This is a genomic window from Acinetobacter sp. 197 (assembly GCF_048148385.1).
Taxonomy (GTDB): domain Bacteria; phylum Pseudomonadota; class Gammaproteobacteria; order Pseudomonadales; family Moraxellaceae; genus Acinetobacter; species Acinetobacter pecorum.
The window spans coordinates 184912-200409 of record NZ_JAYWZK010000007.1; the positions used below are offsets into that span (position 1 = coordinate 184912).

The 15498-nt window shown below is 44.4% G+C and carries 15 protein-coding genes, 2 tRNA genes, 1 other RNA gene and 1 pseudogene; 10 read left to right on the top strand and 9 right to left on the bottom strand.

Going from position 1 to position 15498, the window contains the following annotated elements; all coding sequences use genetic code 11:
• Positions 1 to 64: 64 nt before the first annotated feature.
• The 3 genes and pseudogenes from VXQ11_RS09105 to VXQ11_RS09115 form a co-directional block, all read left to right on the top strand.
• Positions 65 to 682 carry a CatB-related O-acetyltransferase gene (locus VXQ11_RS09105; protein WP_416705876.1) on the top strand — a complete coding sequence of 206 codons (618 nt, stop codon included), beginning with the start codon at positions 65 to 67 and terminating at the stop codon, positions 680 to 682.
• A 116-nt stretch (positions 683 to 798) separates the two neighbouring features.
• The gene (clcA, locus tag VXQ11_RS09110; RefSeq protein WP_064102862.1) at positions 799 to 2175 is read left to right on the top strand and encodes a H(+)/Cl(-) exchange transporter ClcA; all 1377 of its coding nucleotides are present in this window, start codon (positions 799 to 801) and stop codon (positions 2173 to 2175) included.
• Positions 2176 to 2229: 54 nt separating this feature from the next.
• Positions 2230 to 2334, top strand: a pseudogene (locus VXQ11_RS09115) (antibiotic acetyltransferase); the annotation flags it as partial.
• Here VXQ11_RS09115 and VXQ11_RS09120 read toward each other — a convergent pair.
• The 5 genes from VXQ11_RS09120 to coaD all read right to left on the bottom strand — a co-directional run bounded on the left by VXQ11_RS09120 (position 2318) and on the right by coaD (position 4472).
• Positions 2318 to 3040 (bottom strand): hypothetical protein, encoded by a 723-nt coding sequence (locus tag VXQ11_RS09120; RefSeq protein WP_416705877.1) that lies wholly within the window; start codon positions 3038 to 3040, stop codon positions 2318 to 2320. The pseudogene VXQ11_RS09115 and the gene VXQ11_RS09120 overlap by 17 nt on opposite strands.
• 122 nt (positions 3041 to 3162) lie before the next feature.
• Positions 3163 to 3239: transfer RNA gene (locus VXQ11_RS09125), tRNA-Met, on the bottom strand.
• 72 nt (positions 3240 to 3311) lie between these two features.
• Positions 3312 to 3689: RNase P RNA component class A (gene rnpB / locus VXQ11_RS09130), an RNA gene on the bottom strand.
• A 26-nt stretch (positions 3690 to 3715) separates the two neighbouring features.
• A complete protein-coding gene (locus VXQ11_RS09135; protein WP_064102430.1) occupies positions 3716 to 3979 on the bottom strand; it encodes a YfhL family 4Fe-4S dicluster ferredoxin in 264 nt (87 codons plus the stop codon).
• Position 3980: 1 nt separating this feature from the next.
• A complete protein-coding gene (coaD, locus tag VXQ11_RS09140; protein WP_416705879.1) occupies positions 3981 to 4472 on the bottom strand; it encodes a pantetheine-phosphate adenylyltransferase in 492 nt (163 codons plus the stop codon).
• Between the two features lie 139 nt (positions 4473 to 4611).
• Between coaD and smpB the strand changes: the two genes are divergently transcribed.
• Positions 4612 to 5091, top strand: a complete 480-nt coding sequence (gene smpB / locus VXQ11_RS09145; RefSeq protein ID WP_064096341.1) for an SsrA-binding protein SmpB — start codon at positions 4612 to 4614, stop codon at positions 5089 to 5091.
• 56 nt (positions 5092 to 5147) lie between these two features.
• Here smpB and VXQ11_RS09150 read toward each other — a convergent pair whose 3' ends face one another.
• The 3 genes from VXQ11_RS09150 to rluD are packed head-to-tail and all read right to left on the bottom strand — an operon-like array spanning position 5148 to position 7579.
• Complete coding sequence (locus tag VXQ11_RS09150) at positions 5148 to 5708, bottom strand: flavodoxin family protein (protein ID WP_064096342.1); 561 nt, start codon at positions 5706 to 5708, stop codon at positions 5148 to 5150.
• A gap of 40 nt (positions 5709 to 5748) precedes the next feature.
• A complete protein-coding gene (gene pgeF, locus VXQ11_RS09155) occupies positions 5749 to 6489 on the bottom strand; it encodes a peptidoglycan editing factor PgeF (protein WP_191730541.1) in 741 nt (246 codons plus the stop codon).
• 37 nt (positions 6490 to 6526) lie between these two features.
• Positions 6527 to 7579, bottom strand: coding sequence for a 23S rRNA pseudouridine(1911/1915/1917) synthase RluD (gene rluD / locus VXQ11_RS09160; RefSeq protein ID WP_064102432.1), 1053 nt, complete (start codon positions 7577 to 7579; stop codon positions 6527 to 6529).
• Positions 7580 to 7650: 71 nt separating this feature from the next.
• On the opposite strand from rluD, the gene VXQ11_RS09165 reads away from it, so the two are divergent.
• Both VXQ11_RS09165 and VXQ11_RS09170 read left to right on the top strand, forming a co-directional pair.
• Complete coding sequence (locus VXQ11_RS09165; protein WP_144724361.1) at positions 7651 to 8646, top strand: outer membrane protein assembly factor BamD; 996 nt, start codon at positions 7651 to 7653, stop codon at positions 8644 to 8646.
• A 196-nt stretch (positions 8647 to 8842) separates the two neighbouring features.
• Positions 8843 to 10765: a DNA primase gene (locus VXQ11_RS09170; RefSeq protein WP_416705881.1), complete on the top strand. Its 1923-nt coding sequence runs from the start codon at positions 8843 to 8845 to the stop codon at positions 10763 to 10765.
• Positions 10766 to 10903: 138 nt separating this feature from the next.
• Here VXQ11_RS09170 and hemA read toward each other — a convergent pair whose 3' ends face one another.
• Positions 10904 to 12193, bottom strand: coding sequence for a glutamyl-tRNA reductase (gene hemA, locus VXQ11_RS09175; protein ID WP_416705882.1), 1290 nt, complete (start codon positions 12191 to 12193; stop codon positions 10904 to 10906).
• 79 nt (positions 12194 to 12272) lie between these two features.
• Here hemA and VXQ11_RS09180 point away from each other — a divergent pair, with 79 nt between their 5' ends.
• The 4 genes from VXQ11_RS09180 (at position 12273) to VXQ11_RS09195 (ending at position 15497) form a co-directional block, all read left to right on the top strand.
• Entirely contained in the window at positions 12273 to 13985 is a 1713-nt protein-coding gene (locus VXQ11_RS09180) for a tetratricopeptide repeat protein (protein ID WP_416705883.1), read from the top strand.
• Positions 13986 to 13992: 7 nt separating this feature from the next.
• On the top strand, positions 13993 to 14571 hold the full coding sequence (lolB, locus tag VXQ11_RS09185; protein ID WP_064102435.1) for a lipoprotein insertase outer membrane protein LolB: 579 nt from the start codon (positions 13993 to 13995) through the stop codon (positions 14569 to 14571).
• Between the two features lie 21 nt (positions 14572 to 14592).
• Positions 14593 to 15420 (top strand): 4-(cytidine 5'-diphospho)-2-C-methyl-D-erythritol kinase, encoded by an 828-nt coding sequence (gene ispE / locus VXQ11_RS09190; protein ID WP_171255304.1) that lies wholly within the window; start codon positions 14593 to 14595, stop codon positions 15418 to 15420.
• A gap of 2 nt (positions 15421 to 15422) precedes the next feature.
• Positions 15423 to 15497 (top strand) — tRNA-Gln (locus tag VXQ11_RS09195).
• The last annotated feature ends 1 nt before the right edge of the window (position 15498 follow it).

The window sequence follows — 15498 nt, forward strand, 5'->3', positions numbered from 1 at the left end:
TTGTTGATTCAGCTTAAAGGGCAATTCGGTATAATGGTGCACTCCTTGTGATTATAGCCTCCTCATGTCTGAAAAGTTAATTAATTCTCCTGTGAATCACTGGTGTGAATTCGAATTCATCTCCAAAACTGTGAAAAACCCCAACATCCACATCAAAGGCAATTACTCTTATTATTCAGCTTATTGGGATCAAGGCTTTGAACGTTGTGTCGTGCGCTATTTGCACGACAAACCCGCCACAGCAGAAAAACCTATTGATCAGCTCTTTATTGGCAATTTTGTCTGCTTTGGTGCGGAATGTGTGATTATGATGGGGGGCAATCAATTGCATCGTACCGACTGGATTTCAGCATTTCCGTTCGATACACGGGGTTTTGAGCTTGCGGGTGACACGATCATTGGTGATGGTTGCTGGATTGGTTCGCGTGCCATGATTATGCAAGGCGTAACCCTCGGTGAGGGTGCTGTGGTAGCTACGGGTGCAGTCGTGACCAAAGATGTACCCGCATATGCAGTAGTGGGTGGTGTACCTGCAAAGATTATCAAATACCGCTTTCCACAGGAAGATATACACAAACTGCTTTCTTTAAAAATCTATGACATTGATGAAAAGCAGTTTTTAAAAATCCGTGAACAATTACAAACAGATGACATTCAGCAACTGGCACTTTATTTAACATAGAGACCTTAAATACTGCTCAGTCCAATATCGATAACTAGAAAGTTTTGATACAGAGTGTGTAAAAATACCGCCAAGGTGTTCAATTATAATTAGAAAAGCCAAGTGCAGGATAGCGTATGCAAACAGCCAAAGTACTCGCCAGTACTGCAACCCATAAGATAGAAAGCTGGCAAAAACGCTCACCTTTTATCATTCTTATACTCGCCAGCATTGTGGGCGCTGCAACAGGTTTACTTGGCTCCCTTTTTCATATTTGCATTAATTATACAGTTAGCTACCGTGAACAGTTCTCACAGCATGTTGAGCATGCCTCACCCTATTTAAGCTATTTTTTAATTTTCTGCATCACTGCTGCTATGGGTGCGTTTGCCTATTATCTTGTACAAAGGTTTGCCCCTGAAACAGGAGGATCAGGAATTCCCGAAGTCGAAGGAGCACTACTCAATTTACGCCCAGTACGCTGGTGGCGTGTCATTCCTGTTAAATTTTTTGGTGGTTTAGGCGCATTAGGTAGCGGAATGGTCTTAGGACGTGAAGGACCTACTGTGCAAATAGGTGCCAATCTCGGAAAAATGACTGCCGACCTATGTAAAGTTAAAAATAATGAGTCTCTCCATACTCTCATTGCGACTGGTGCAGGTGCAGGTATTACTGCTGCATTTAATGCACCGCTGAGTGGCATCTTGTTTGTTATTGAAGAGATGCGGCCTGAATTTACTTATACCAAGGCCTCTATTAAAGCTGTTTTTGTTGGCTGTATTACTTCTTGCATGGTCTATCAGTTTATTATGGGGTCTAATCCCATTTTAGATATGGGGACTTTTTTGGCAGCCCCCTTAAAATCTGTCTGGATTTATATTTTTTTAGGTCTGTTTCTTGGCTTGATTGGTTCTTTATCCAATTCTCTTATTTTAACTTTACGTCGTATTCTGGGTTTGTTTTATCAAAAGAAACAATATTTCTTTCCTTTAACAGGTGCTGTGCTTGCAGGTACTTTTGGGGTTTTAAGCTTACTAAAACCTGAAATGACAGGGGGTGGTTTCGCTATTTTGCCAAATCTTGTAGATGGCATGACCATGTTCTATCCGCTTTTGATTCTTCTGTGTTTACGTTTTATTGCCACTATTTTATGTTTCGGTTCAGGTGCGCCTGGCGGTATTTTCGCACCGACAATTGCTTTAGGTGCAATTATAGGGGTGTTGTTTGGCATGATCGCACAGCCCGTTTTTCCTCAATATGATATTGAATTACTGAACTGTGCAGTGCTGGGGATGGCTGGTCTTTTTGCTGCCACAATTCGCGCCCCACTAACAGGTATCATGGTTGTTATGGAAATGACGGGAAGTTTTGTGCTCATTCTACCGCTGATTATTACCTGTCTGGCAGCAACATTTATGGCACAAACGTTAGGTGCAACGCCTATCTATAGTGCAATTTTAAATAGTACTTTAGCCAGTTCGAAAAATGAACCGGATCAGTCAAAAGAAAAATAAAGTTAACTTTGAAAATAGCTAACAATTCTCCCTTTTGGGCTGACACTATGATTAATAAAGCTCTATGACTTAGATGAAAAGCAGTTTTTAAAAATGCGTGAGCAGTTGCAAACGGATGATTTTAGATCACTGCTACATGCCTTTACTGCGCTTGAATAAAAGGGATTAACGCCAAACTCCGCTGTTTATATTCGTCGATTTTATTATTCTTAAGCCAGTTTATATTCAAATAACTTAAACGCCATTCATAATAAGCCAATCCTACATCTCTATAGCTGATCTTAAGTACGGTCTCCTTCTGATCATCACAATAATTATTCTTTTTATCTTTCATATCTTTGTAGCAGGAAAGTCGATTCTGGTATTCGTAAAAAGGTAAATGCTCGAAGACCAGTTTTGTCTTTCCTTTTGGAAGTAATTGAATAAACTGTGCATTCTGTTCACCTGCATCATTTGAAACCCAGCCATGAATTAAGGCAATAGCATAACTATGCCGATTGAGTGGGTATAAGGCAGGATATATAAATTCTATACCACTCTTATCCTCTTTAAGCGCATAAACCTGTTGATACGTGGTTAGATCCCAATAATCAATGATTTGATATTTTCCAAGATTTTTTGAAAGCTGAATAATTTGTAAATTTTCATCAATTAAATAATATTTTTCAGCTTCAGCAATTTTAACTACCCAAAGTTTTGCATCACTCTCATCACAACTAAATTTTACTTTTTGACAAATTGATCTTATTTCTGCTTTGGAAATATTTTTTTCTTTAAAAAGAAGTGACTTAATTGAATCTGCAGCAAAAACAGGTAAAGCAATAAAGAAAATCAGAGTTGATAGTATTAAATTTTTAATCATCATACATATTCTTGTTATTTGTTTTATTTTAACTATTGTAGTGCTTTTCAGATTTTCCACCAACATCATCATCAAATATCAGACATAAAAAACCCCACTCAATCGGAGTGGGTTTTTTCAGAATATGGTGGCTATGACGGGACTTGAACCTGTGACCCCCGCATTATGAGTGCGGTGCTCTAACCAACTGAGCTACATAGCCTTAAACTGTGCGCGCATTATGAGATTTTCTTTAAAGAGCGTCAACCCCATAATGCACTGTTTGATCAAAATTTGTTGAAGTGAGCCGATAAGCCGGGTTCTGTCGTGAACGATCATTCCTCTAGGCGCACAATCACTCATGCGCTCAAGCGACCTACCCGAATCCAGCATGGGCCATGCCTAATGGATTCCTATTTGGTCTTGCTTCCGGTGGGGTTTACCTCGCCATGAACTGTTACCAGCCATGCGGTGCGCTCTTACCGCACCCTTTCACCCTTACCTCCGATTCCGATTGCTCGAAAACATAATGAAGGCGGTCTTCTCTCTGCTGCACTTGCCGTCGGTTTGCACCGCCCAGGCGTTACCTGGCACCTTGCCCTATGAAGCCCGGACTTTCCTCCCCTGCTTCAATCACGGAGATTTCCACAGCAGCGATCGTCTGGCTCACTTCGAGCGGCATAGTACCAAATATCCAGACTAATTGCTTGATGTTTTTTGAGCAGTCAGTTTTTCATACTTGGCTTGCAGCTGTTCCTGCGTTTCAGCATGATTCGGATCCAGTGGAATACAATCCACCGGACAGAACAGCTGGCACTGCGGTTGATCATGATGTCCGACGCACTCCGTACACAGGTCCGAGTTAATTTCATAGATGACTTCACCCATGAAAATCGCCTCATTCGGGCATACAGGTTCACAGACATCACAGTTAATGCATTCATCGGTGATATATAAAGACACGCTACCAACCTTGTTGAAGTTTACGCTCGAAGGCAGCAACCACGTTTGGTGGTACAAACTTGGTTACATCACCTCTTAATCGAGCAATTTCACGCACCAAAGTGGATGAAATAAAAGAATATTGCTCTGAAGGGGTCAAAAACACTGCTTCAAAGTGGGAGTCCAGCTGCCGGTTCATATTGGCCAGCTGAAATTCATACTCGAAATCGGACACTGCACGCAAACCACGCAGTACAGCCGTCGCTTTTTGTTCACGAAAGAAATTGACCAGCAAACCATCAAAACCTACAAATTCAACATTGTCCAAATGACTCAATGACTCTTGGGCCAGCTCAACTCGCTCTTCCAGACTGAATACCGGATTCTTATGATGACCAATGGCAATCGCCACTACGACTTCATCAAACATTCGCGCTGCGCGTGTTACCAAATCAATATGTCCATTGGTAATTGGATCAAAAGTCCCCGGATAAATCACACGAGTTTTAGACATCCATTTGTACTCTGTTTGTTATGTAGAATCTTATTTTAGCAAAAACTTGTTTTTTTGGTGAATAATCCTCATTAATTTAAAAAACTTCACCTTATTTCTAGTTGCGGTACAATAGCAGCACGTTTGGAAGTATCAGATTATGGCGAAAGCATCTATTGTAGTAAAAAAAAATAATGGCGGTACCATTGCACTGAATAAACGTGCCCGCCACGATTATTTTATTGAAGAGAAATTTGAAGCGGGGCTTTCATTAAAAGGCTGGGAAGTCAAATCAATGCGCGCTGGGCGTATGACCATTGTCGAAAGCTATATTACCTTTAAAAATGGTGAAGCTTTCCTGTTTGGTGCTCAGGTTCAACCTTTGTTAAGCGCCTCGACCCATGTAGTGCCTGAAGCAACCCGTACTCGCAAGCTGTTGCTGAACCGTCGTGAAATTGAAAAATTGCAAGGTGCAATTAATCAAAAAGGTTATTCCTGCGTACCGTTGGCCTGCTACTGGAAAGGCCCGCATGCCAAGCTGGAAATTGCCCTGGTCAAAGGTAAGCAACTCCATGACAAACGTGCTACTGAAAAAGACCGTGACTGGCAACGTGATAAAGCGCGAATTTTCCATAAATAATGGATTAAAAGTTGCATATAAAAAAACCTCCGCATTTGGAGGTTTTTTTTATGATTTTAAGTATGACTATTTAGTCGCGCAAGCGTCAGGGCAATATACTCACCAAACCAGAATGCAGTTTTTAAATCACCTTCAGGCGGGGTCAACTCTACTGGCGCATTATCCGACTGGGTCATTAAACCCAAAAAGCTCGACATCCGGTTCAGATCCGTGACGGCACGTCCTGTCGGCATTAATGGCAAGCCACTCCACAACATGCCATGCTGCATGGCGAACAGGTTGATCTGCTGCAATACTGCCAACTTGTCGCCACTGAGTCCGCCACCATTGGTAAAGGCTGCTGCCAGCTTACCCTGCCAGCTACGTGCCAGCCAGCGCTTGGAAGACTGTTCCATAAACAGCTTCATGGCAGCTGTCAGGCTACCCATATAGGTTGGACAGCCAAAGATAATCGCATCGGCAGCGTCCAGCACCTCCCAGTCTATATGTTCGACATTCATCATATGTACCTGAACACCGGTTTCCCGTGCACCATCGGCAATAAAATTTGCCACTTTAGCCGTGTGTCCATAAGGACTGTGATAAACAATCGCAACAGATTTGGAAGATAGGGACATAACGCTCAAAAGCCAAAAAATTCAGTTAAGTTTAACATTTTCATGTCATAAACACGAATGTCGCCATACGCCCGGTTTTAGCTTCGCGGCGATAAGAGAAATATTCATCCGCCTGACGATAAGAACACTGATCCCCACCCAATACGGTATTTATGCCGTGTTGCTGCAAGATATAACGCGCAATCGCATACAGGTCAGCATAATATTTACCAGCCTGTCCACCGGGCTGAAACGCACTGTCCAGTTCAGGATATTTCTCACAAAAAGCTGCTTTTACTTCAGCACCAATTTCAAAACAAGGTTGACTAATGGCTGCACCGAGCCACGCCCAAGTCGGCGGAGTCTGCATGGCTGCAAGGGTATTTTCGATAATACCTCCTGCGAGTCCCCGCCAGCCGGCATGCAAGTTCGCAACTTCCATACCTTCCGCATTGCCTAATACAACTGGCAAACAGTCTGCAGTCATCATCATCAGAGCATGCTGTTTACGCTGCGTCACCAGACCATCTCCTACCAGTGCCTCAAAAGGCATCTGCTCATTAATCGTATGACAGATGGTGCTATGCGTCTGGGTCATCCAGGTAATTTTATCTACGCCAAAGGCAGCGAAATCCTGCAGTAAAGCCATACGATGCTGTTGTACCCGTTGCGCATCATCCTGCACATGCAAGGCCAGATTAAAACCTGCAAGTTCAGGCTGTGTAGATGGCTGCACTTTCGCATGATAAACACGGGTCTGACCCACATACACACCTGGTGGAAGTCCTGGTACAAATTGCATCTCGATTCCTTGCTTTGACGCGAGCTAAATAAAAAGATTAATAGGCTTTGTTTTCGGTACGCAGCACTTCCACCAGATTGGCAAAGTCTTCCGGCCACGGTGCTTCAAAGGTCATTTCTTCTTTGGTACGCGGATGTTTCAGTCCCAGTTGCACGGCATGTAAAGCCTGACGCTTAAAGCCACGTAAAGTATCATCTAGCAATTGCGATGCGCCTGCAGGCATACGGACACGCGGCATATATACCTGATCACCCACCAGGCCATAGCCGATATAGCTAAAATGCACACGAATCTGATGGGTACGTCCGGTTTCCAGACGTGCCTGAACACGGGTGAAGTGCTGGAACCGCTCTTTAACATTGTAATGGGTTACTGCATCCTTGCCGCCTGGCAGAACTGCCATTTTTACACGATCCACCGGATGGCGTTTGATCGGCTCATCAATGGTGCCGCCAGCAATAATGTTGCCGTAAACCACCAGATCATAGAGACGATACACCGATTTCTTCTCAAGCTGTTTGCTTAAGGCAAACTGTGCTTCCAGATTTTTAGCAACCACCAACAAACCGCTGGTATCTTTATCGATACGATGTACCAGACCTGCACGCGCCAGTTCAGAAGATTTTGGATAGTGATGTAATAAAGCATTCACCAAGGTGCCTGAGGTATTGCCGGCACCCGGATGTACCACCATACCGACTGGTTTGTTGATGACGATAATATCTTCATCTTCATAGATGATATCCAGTGGAATGTCTTCCGGCAGGCTGCGCGTTTGCGCTTCAAGCTCGACATTTAAGGTCAGGATTTCAAAACCATCACTTTTAAATTTAGGCTTGACCGGTTGGCCATTCACCAATAAATTACCTTCTTTGATCCATTGCTTTAATTTTTCTCGGGAAAAATCGCTCCAGACCATCGCTGCAATCTGGTCGATTCGTTGCCCGATATAAGTTTCATCCAGTTGAAATTGCAACGATAAACGTGTTGCAGTTGCTTCTGAAGTATGGTTATCTGCATCCTCAGAATCTTCAAGTAAATTGAAATCAGTATCAGGGATATTAGAATTGGAAGATTGTGCTTGACTCATTTGCTCATTCAGACAAAAGTGGTTTAATAGTGCAATTGTAGCTCATTGCCCGTATTAACAGAGGAATTTTTATGTCGCTACCACATTATAAAATGACAATGCTTGCTGTGACATTAGGCATTGCATCGGCAATGGTAGGCTGTAGCAGTAATCCAACAAAAAAAGACGTCGTGGATAAAGGTCCGGAATCTAGCGAACAGGTTTATATTCAAAAAGCACAGAAAGCGCTAGATCGTAATCAATATACCGATGCAGCAAAACAGCTAGAAGCGCTGGAAACTTATTTCCCGACCAGTCAGTACGCTCCACAAGCCCAGCTTGAGCTGTTGTATGTAAAATTCCAGCAAAAAGAATATGAAGCTGCAGTTACACTGGCAGAGCGTTTTATCCGTCTGAACCCGCAACATCCAAATGTCGACTACGCCTACTATGTACGTGGTGTCGCCAACATGGAACAGAATTATAACGGTCTGATGCGTTATACCTCACTGAAACAGTCACACCGTGATGTCAGCTACCTGAAATTGGCTTACCAGAATTTTGTCGATTTCATTCGCCGTTACCCATCTAGCACGTATGCAGTCGATGCAGCACAACGTATGAAGTTTATCGGTCAGGAACTGGCTGAGCATGAAATGAATGCAGCACGTTTCAATATCAAGCGTAAGGCTTATCTGGCAGCAGTTGAGCGTGGCTTGTGGGTAATCGAACATTATCCTCAAACTCCGCAGATTCCGGAAGCTTTGGCAACAGTTGCCTATGGCTATGACAAACTGGGCGATAAAGCCACTTCACAGCAATATATTGAAGTGCTCAAACTGAACTATCCTGGCCTGGTCAATGCCAATGGTACGGTGAACCTACGTGCAGCACGTAGTGAAGGCAGCTTCTTTAACCGTGCAACCTTGGGTATTTTTGGTAAAGAAGCCAAGACTGTAACGGATCCTTCTACCCAGTCTCCAGAATCACAGGCAGAAAAACGCAGCCTGACCAACCGTATGACGTTTGGTTTACTCGACCGTCCGAAAAATACAACAACCGAGCAAGCTGAACCGACTGCTGAATAAGCCAACTGTTACAGGTGCATTTTTGCAAAGGGCAAGTTATCATACTTGCCCTTTTGCATTTTCTGAGCAATGCTTGAACAAATTGTGCAAAAAGGTTATACCAAGTAATTCATTTATAGGATTGGAATAATCATCCGGCTCTTAATTTTCAATGATTTAACCCCTAAATAACGCAGCACGAGAAGCTCAGCAGACCATGGCCATTCCTCAACATACGATTGATCAGATTCTCGATCGCACCGATATTGTCGATGTGATTGGTCAATACGTGAAACTAAAAAAAACGGGTCGTACTTATTCGGGTTGTTGTCCGTTCCATCAGGAAAAATCACCGTCTTTTCACGTCTATCGCGATAAACAGTATTTTCACTGTTTTGGTTGTCAGGCTAATGGTAATGCCATCCGTTTTTTGATGGACATTGGCAGCCGTAATTTCGTCGAAGTAATGAAGGACCTGTCCAGCCAGACCGGAATCGAACTGCCTAAAGATAATACCGATTCCAATAAATTAAAATATAAACGTGAAGCAGCCAAACCTAAAATTGCGCCTGCTCAAGCTGTTCCACAAGCTCAGCCGCAACAAAATAATGCACCAACAGAAAATAATACTGCTGCATCTACGGCGAGTTTTGACCCATTTGCAGAGTTTCAGGCAGCCGAACAGGATTTTTATGGTGACCCTTTTGCTTCTTTTGAACATCTGCCCATGGCGGAAGTTCAGCAAGATGGCAATCTCTATGATCTGCTGGAAAATATCGCGCAGTTCTATGAGCACCAACTCCCAAATAGCTCAAGTGCTCAGCAATACTTTAAGCAGCGTGGTCTGACTGCAGAGACCATTGCTTATTGGCGCTTAGGCTATGCGCCTGAAGACTGGCAACATCTGGAAAAGGCCTTTCCTCAGGATATTGAAGGCTTAAAACTTTTAGGTCTGATTCGCACCAGCGACAGTGGTCGTGACTTTGACCTGCTGCGTGAGCGGGTTATTTTCCCGATCCGTGATACCAAGGGTCGTGTAGTTGGTTTTGGTGGTCGCGCACTCAATGACGAGATCAAGCCGAAATATATCAACTCGCCAGATTCTGAAGTCTTCCATAAAAACCAGTTGCTTTACGGTCTCTATGAAGGCCGCAAACAGAAAGCCCAAGAATGGCTGATGGTCGAAGGCTATATGGATGTCATTGCGCTCCAGCAATATGGCATTCATGGCGCAGTAGCCACTTTAGGTACAGCCAGTAATACGGATCATCTGAATATTCTGTTCAAGCAGAGCAACCGGCTGACCATTGCCTTTGATGGGGACGCTGCCGGTCAAAAAGCAGCACGCCGTACTCTGGATATTGCCCTGCCCCTGCTGAATGATGGCCGAGAGCTGAAATTCTTTGTTTTGCCCGCTGACCATGACCCGGATTCATTGATCCGTCGTGAAGGGATAGAAAACTTCAGACGCTTGCTGGAACAGGCGCCGTTGATGTCGGACTTCGTGTTTGCCCATCTGACCCAAAATCAGGACATCACCACACCTGAAGGCAAGAGTCAGGTTATGGGTGAACTAAAAAATCTGACCGAGCTACTGCCCAAACACGGTTCCTTCCGTTATCTGCTGCAGCAATTTTTCCGGGAAAAACTGGGCTTTAACCGTAAATGGCAACCCAAGGTCAATACGGATGCATCCTTAAGCTTTAGTACCAAAATTGATGCCGAAGAATATGTAATTGCGATCTTGATGAATCACCCTTATCTGTATATTCATTTTGAACCGTTGCGCGCGCTGGTCTCTGAAGATCAGCTGCTGTTTAAAATTCTGAATATTCTGAATGTGATTTTTGATGACCTGCCGGATGACCCAGAACTGTCGATCTATTATGTGCTCGGTGCCTGTGCAGCCCATCATCATGAACTGCAGCATATTTTGCAGCATGCCAATGTCAGCGATTACACCTCATCGCCAGAACAGGCCGATAAGCTCGCGGCTGATTTTTCAACCAAGCTGCAATATCAGTGTTTAAAAAACAAGATTAAATCCAAGAAATTTAGCAGCATTGCTGAAATGAAAAACCTGAAAATGCAGATTTATGAGATTGATCGGAAACGCTCGATGACCCTGTTAGAAGACTGATTTTTCAAATTATTAATTCTTTTGAATCAAATGAAGTCAGACTAGATCACAGTATTATTTATAATTTTTTCAAATAATCAGGCTAGGTTTTATGTTGAAGTGCCAATCAGCAAAGAACCAAGCCTCTCATCATACTGATTAAAATGAATGCCTGGATTTACGACGTTTCGCAACCACATTGCCCAGTTCTTCCTGCAACAGCTCAAAATAGGCAGGATCTTCTGCTTTGGCCGCCTCACGCAGCACAATAGAAGTTGGATGCAACAGTTTTTGGGTTAAGCGATGTGAAAAATCAGCCAGTACCGTTTCCGCCTTTTCGCCCTTGGCAATTCGTTGCATTGCCAATGCCAGCTCTTCCTGACGTAATGTTTCCCCGTGGTCACGGTAAGCATGAATGGTCGCCCCGGCCTGTTTGACCTTTTGCTGGGTTATCAGTTCTGTAGCCAGCTGATTGACCATGATCTCGGCTTCAACCGCAGCCTGACGCCGCTGTGCCAGATTTTCCTCAATGACACTTTGCAGGTCATCGACCCCATACAGATAAACCCCGTCCAGGCTTTCTACTTTGGCATCAATATCACGCGGTACGGCCAGATCGACCAGCAGCATCTGCTGGTAACGGCGTTTTTTCAGTGCAGCCTTCACATCGGCAAAATGGATCACCTGATGCAAACTGCCGGTACAACTGGAAATGACATCGGCACGATGCAGATTTTCTGCAAGCTGATCAAAATCTATAATTTCGACCTCAACCCGATGTGCAATTTCCTGTGCCAGAATATCCGCACGCTCGCGGGTACGGTTACAGATAATGATCTTGCCTACCCCCATCTCTGCGAGGTGTTTGGCCACCAGACTGTTCATTTCCCCGGCTGCCACGATCATAATGGTCAGCTTGTCAGGGTGACTAAATACTTGCAGAGCAAGTTGCGCCACCGCATATCCCATCGAGACGGCATGGCTGCCGACAGCCGTTTCCGAACGCACGCGTTTGGCGGCATAAAAGGCATATTCAAAAATCCGGTTGAGATCACGCGAAACTGTATGAGAGTCTTTGGCCAAAGAGAGGGCGGTTTTGACCTGTCCCAGAATTTGCGGTTCACCCAACATCAGTGAATCCAAACCACTGGCGACACGCATCAAGTGAGTTACTGCCTGCGCATTTTCGTAACGATAGACATGCTGCTGCAGTTGCTTGACATCCACCCCATTTTTTTGGGCGAGCCAGTTCAGCACCATGTCAGCGTTTTCTGACATGGCATAAACTTCGGTCCTGTTACATGTAGACACCACCACCATGTCATTCAGTTCAGGGTGCTGGCTTTGTTCGGCAAGAATGTCTCTTAACTTTTCAGGGTTAAAAGCCACCTGTTCCCGCAATTCTACAGAGGCAGTTTGATGGTTGACACCCAATGCAAAGAAAGACATATCAGGTCATCATTTCACTAAATTTATGCTATTGTGCAACATCGGTGTCATAAAAAGCATTACTTGGATCAAGAAAAAATTGCGTCAAACAATCAGCCGTATCAACGGCCCTACAATTAAGCAATATTCTACCACATTCCTACTGGTGGGTAGCATGGCTTCGACTGCGCATCTCTATGCAGCGGAAGCAGTTTACCATGCAAATCAAAATTATGATGCGATAAAACAAAGTATGATGGCCGAGTTTGCCATCGCTGCCCATGACATTCCCACTGCTTTGCACAACTATACGGTGCTGGCGATCAAGAGCAACTCCACTTCAGTCAAACAGCGTGCGTTAAATGTCGCACTAGAACATAATGACTTGCAGGCGGCCCTGGACATTTCCACACACTGGGTGGTACAAGAGCCGCAAGATGTCCCTGCCCTATTTTATTTATCGCATATTGCTTTAAAAGCGCATGAGTATGAACTGGCTGCAGAGACCTTGGAAAAAATCCTGCAAATTGATGATAGTGCCGATCTGGAAGAAATTCTGGCAGGAATTTCCCCCGAAGGAACAGAGGATCGTACTTATCTGATTCAGGCTTTAAGCACCACCAAGGCTCGGGACAATCCGTCTATTCTCGTCCTTGTGGCCGGACTGGAAGCACAAAATGGCCAGCTGAAACAGGCATTAAACACAATTAACCGTGCCTTGAAGAAACGTCCAAAGGCAACTGGTTATATTCTAATGAAGGCCAACCTGCTGAGCGCGTTAGGCGATACCAATGCCACACGGGAATGGTATGCAAAATCCAGCCGCAAGCACCGCAATAATCTGGACGTGCGTCTGGCTGAGGTCAAATATCTGGTCAAACTGAATGAAGCAAGTTTGGCGCTGAAAAAACTGCAGGATATTCTAAAGAAATGGCCGACTGCTGAAGAAGCCCTGTTCATTGCCGGATTGACCAGCATTGATCTGGAAGAATACGAAAAGGCCGAAAAATATCTGGTCGAACTGCGTTATTCTGCACAGTATCAGAACGAAGCCTATTACTATCTTGCTGTCAATGCGGAACGCAAACAGCATTACGAAACGGCCAAAGCCTATTACCGTCTGGTCGATGGCAGTCTGTATACTGTATCACGTCGCAATATAATCTCAATTTTCGCCCAGCAGGATAAACTGCATGATGCACTGCGTTTCTTAACCCAGGAAAGAGTAAATTATCCACAACATGCCAGCTTTCTCTATCTGGCCCAGGCGGATATCTTGACGCGTATGCAGAACAAAAAAGCTGCCATTCGCCTGCTGGAAGAAGCCAGTAAAAACCTGCCGGATGACCCTGAACTGGTTTACGCGCAAGTCCTGTTACTGGACCCGCACCAGGATCGTGTCAAGCTGGACGAACTACTCACCACTTTACTCAGCATTGAACCGAACAGTCCGACCTACCTGAATGCCTATGCCTATACTCTGGCGATGCAGAACCGCCGTCTGGAAGAAGCACGTCGCTATGTCGAACAGGCATTGGAATATGCACCCGAACAGGCATCAATTCTGGATACCTATGGTTATATCTGTTATTTACAGAATGACTTTGCCACGGCTGCGGACGTGTTATACAAAGCTTATCAGTTGAACCCGAATGTGAAGATTGGCGTGCGTTATGCTCGTTCGTTATACATGAAAGGTGATCTACAACAATTTCATCAAGTGTTACAACAATTACAACAAAATCATCCAAATGACCCAGAATTGAAACAACTTAATTCGCTATTGTTAGCACCACAAACCCAAACGAGTTAATTTATTTATGCGCAATTTGAGCCAATTGGGTTGCTGTGCCTTTGCAGCAACTGCCTTATTCTTGACTGGCTGTCAGCAGATGATCAATCCACAAAAGCCCGTGACGCCTTCTGTCCAGGCAGACAATCAATTCCAGCTGCAAGGTAAAATTGGTGTTCGCACTCCTCAACAGACTGGCAGTGCATTCTTTACCTGGGTACAACAGCAGGAAGAATTTGATATTGAGCTCAGCGGTATCTTAGGCGTGGGTAAAACCCAAATTTCTGGCACCCCGGGACAAGTAACCTTAAACAGCGCAAAAACCGGTGTGATTCAAGCAGCCAGTGCCGAAGAATTACTGCAACGTGCAACCGGCTGGCAAGCACCGATCAGTTATTTAGTGGACTGGGTACAGGCCCGTCCTGCAACTACCTCTGCAAAATTACAAAAAGACGACACGCAACGGATTAGCCAGATTATGGAACAGGGCTGGACAGTCGATCTTAATTATAATGCGCAGGCCAGAATGCCAAACCGCTTGATTTTAAAGCAGTCACTTGAAAATGGCGCGGAAAACCGTATTACAATGATCATTGAAAACCGTTAATTGACCTGATTCCAGCCCATGATAATTCGTGTTCCTTCGCCTGCTAAACTGAATTTGTTCTTACATATTACCGGTCGCCGTGAAAATGGCTATCATGAACTACAAAGTATTTTTCAGCTGATTGACCTGTATGACTGGCTGGAGCTTGAACCAAGTGCCGATGATGCGATTCAGATTGAAGGTCTGGCCTCTGTCGATCTGGAACAGAATTTAATCTATCGGGCAATACAGTTGTTGAAGCCTTATGCCAAAACGCCTTGCGGGCTAAAGATCCGTCTGGAAAAAAACATTCCGATGGGTGCAGGTCTGGGTGGAGGGTCTTCCAATGCCGCGACGACCCTGATTGTGATAAACCAGCTCTGGCAGTGCGGTTTAAATGTTGAACAACTGGCAGAGCTTGGGGTCAAGCTAGGTGCAGATGTCCCGATATTTGTGCATGGTAAAAATGCCTGGGCTGAAGGCATTGGTGAACACTTAACATTCATAGACTTAGATCAAAAAAAATTCATTGTGTTAAAACCTGATTGTTTTATCAGCACTCAACTGCTTTTTTCGCAAAAAGCATTGACAAGAGACACGAAGAGCTCTAAATTTTGCGCCTATCAGGAAACGCCATCTGATTTTGGAAATAACTTTGAGCCACTGGCAAGAAGCTTATATCCTGAAGTCGATGAAGCAATGCAATATCTCGACCAGTTCGGAAAAGCAAAGCTTACAGGTACAGGTGCTTGTGTGTTTATTGAAGTCACTGAAAATCTGAATATCGAAGATATTCTTGCAAATGCACCATGTAAAGCTTACCTGGTCAACAGTTTACAAGAATCACCTTTAGTTCAGTTTAAAGTGTAGATAGGGGTATCGCCAAGTGGTAAGGCACCGGGTTTTGATCTCGGCATCCGTTGGTTCGAATCCAGCTACCCCTGCCAT

What these genes read in the sequence shown, in the direction of transcription:
- hemA (WP_416705882.1), bottom strand. Translation starts at nt 12,193, where the DNA reads ATGTCTTTCTTTGCATTGGGTGTCAACCATCAAACTGCCTCTGTAGAA.
- VXQ11_RS09120 (WP_416705877.1), bottom strand. Translation starts at nt 3,040, where the DNA reads ATGATGATTAAAAATTTAATACTATCAACTCTGATTTTCTTTATTGCT.
- clcA (WP_064102862.1), top strand. Translation starts at nt 799, where the DNA reads ATGCAAACAGCCAAAGTACTCGCCAGTACTGCAACCCATAAGATAGAA.
- VXQ11_RS09165 (WP_144724361.1), top strand. Translation starts at nt 7,651, where the DNA reads ATGTCGCTACCACATTATAAAATGACAATGCTTGCTGTGACATTAGGC.
- VXQ11_RS09150 (WP_064096342.1), bottom strand. Translation starts at nt 5,708, where the DNA reads ATGTCCCTATCTTCCAAATCTGTTGCGATTGTTTATCACAGTCCTTAT.
- VXQ11_RS09170 (WP_416705881.1), top strand. Translation starts at nt 8,843, where the DNA reads ATGGCCATTCCTCAACATACGATTGATCAGATTCTCGATCGCACCGAT.
- rluD (WP_064102432.1), bottom strand. Translation starts at nt 7,579, where the DNA reads ATGAGTCAAGCACAATCTTCCAATTCTAATATCCCTGATACTGATTTC.
- lolB (WP_064102435.1), top strand. Translation starts at nt 13,993, where the DNA reads ATGCGCAATTTGAGCCAATTGGGTTGCTGTGCCTTTGCAGCAACTGCC.
- VXQ11_RS09105 (WP_416705876.1), top strand. Translation starts at nt 65, where the DNA reads ATGTCTGAAAAGTTAATTAATTCTCCTGTGAATCACTGGTGTGAATTC.
- coaD (WP_416705879.1), bottom strand. Translation starts at nt 4,472, where the DNA reads ATGTCTAAAACTCGTGTGATTTATCCGGGGACTTTTGATCCAATTACC.
- smpB (WP_064096341.1), top strand. Translation starts at nt 4,612, where the DNA reads ATGGCGAAAGCATCTATTGTAGTAAAAAAAAATAATGGCGGTACCATT.
- pgeF (WP_191730541.1), bottom strand. Translation starts at nt 6,489, where the DNA reads ATGCAATTTGTACCAGGACTTCCACCAGGTGTGTATGTGGGTCAGACC.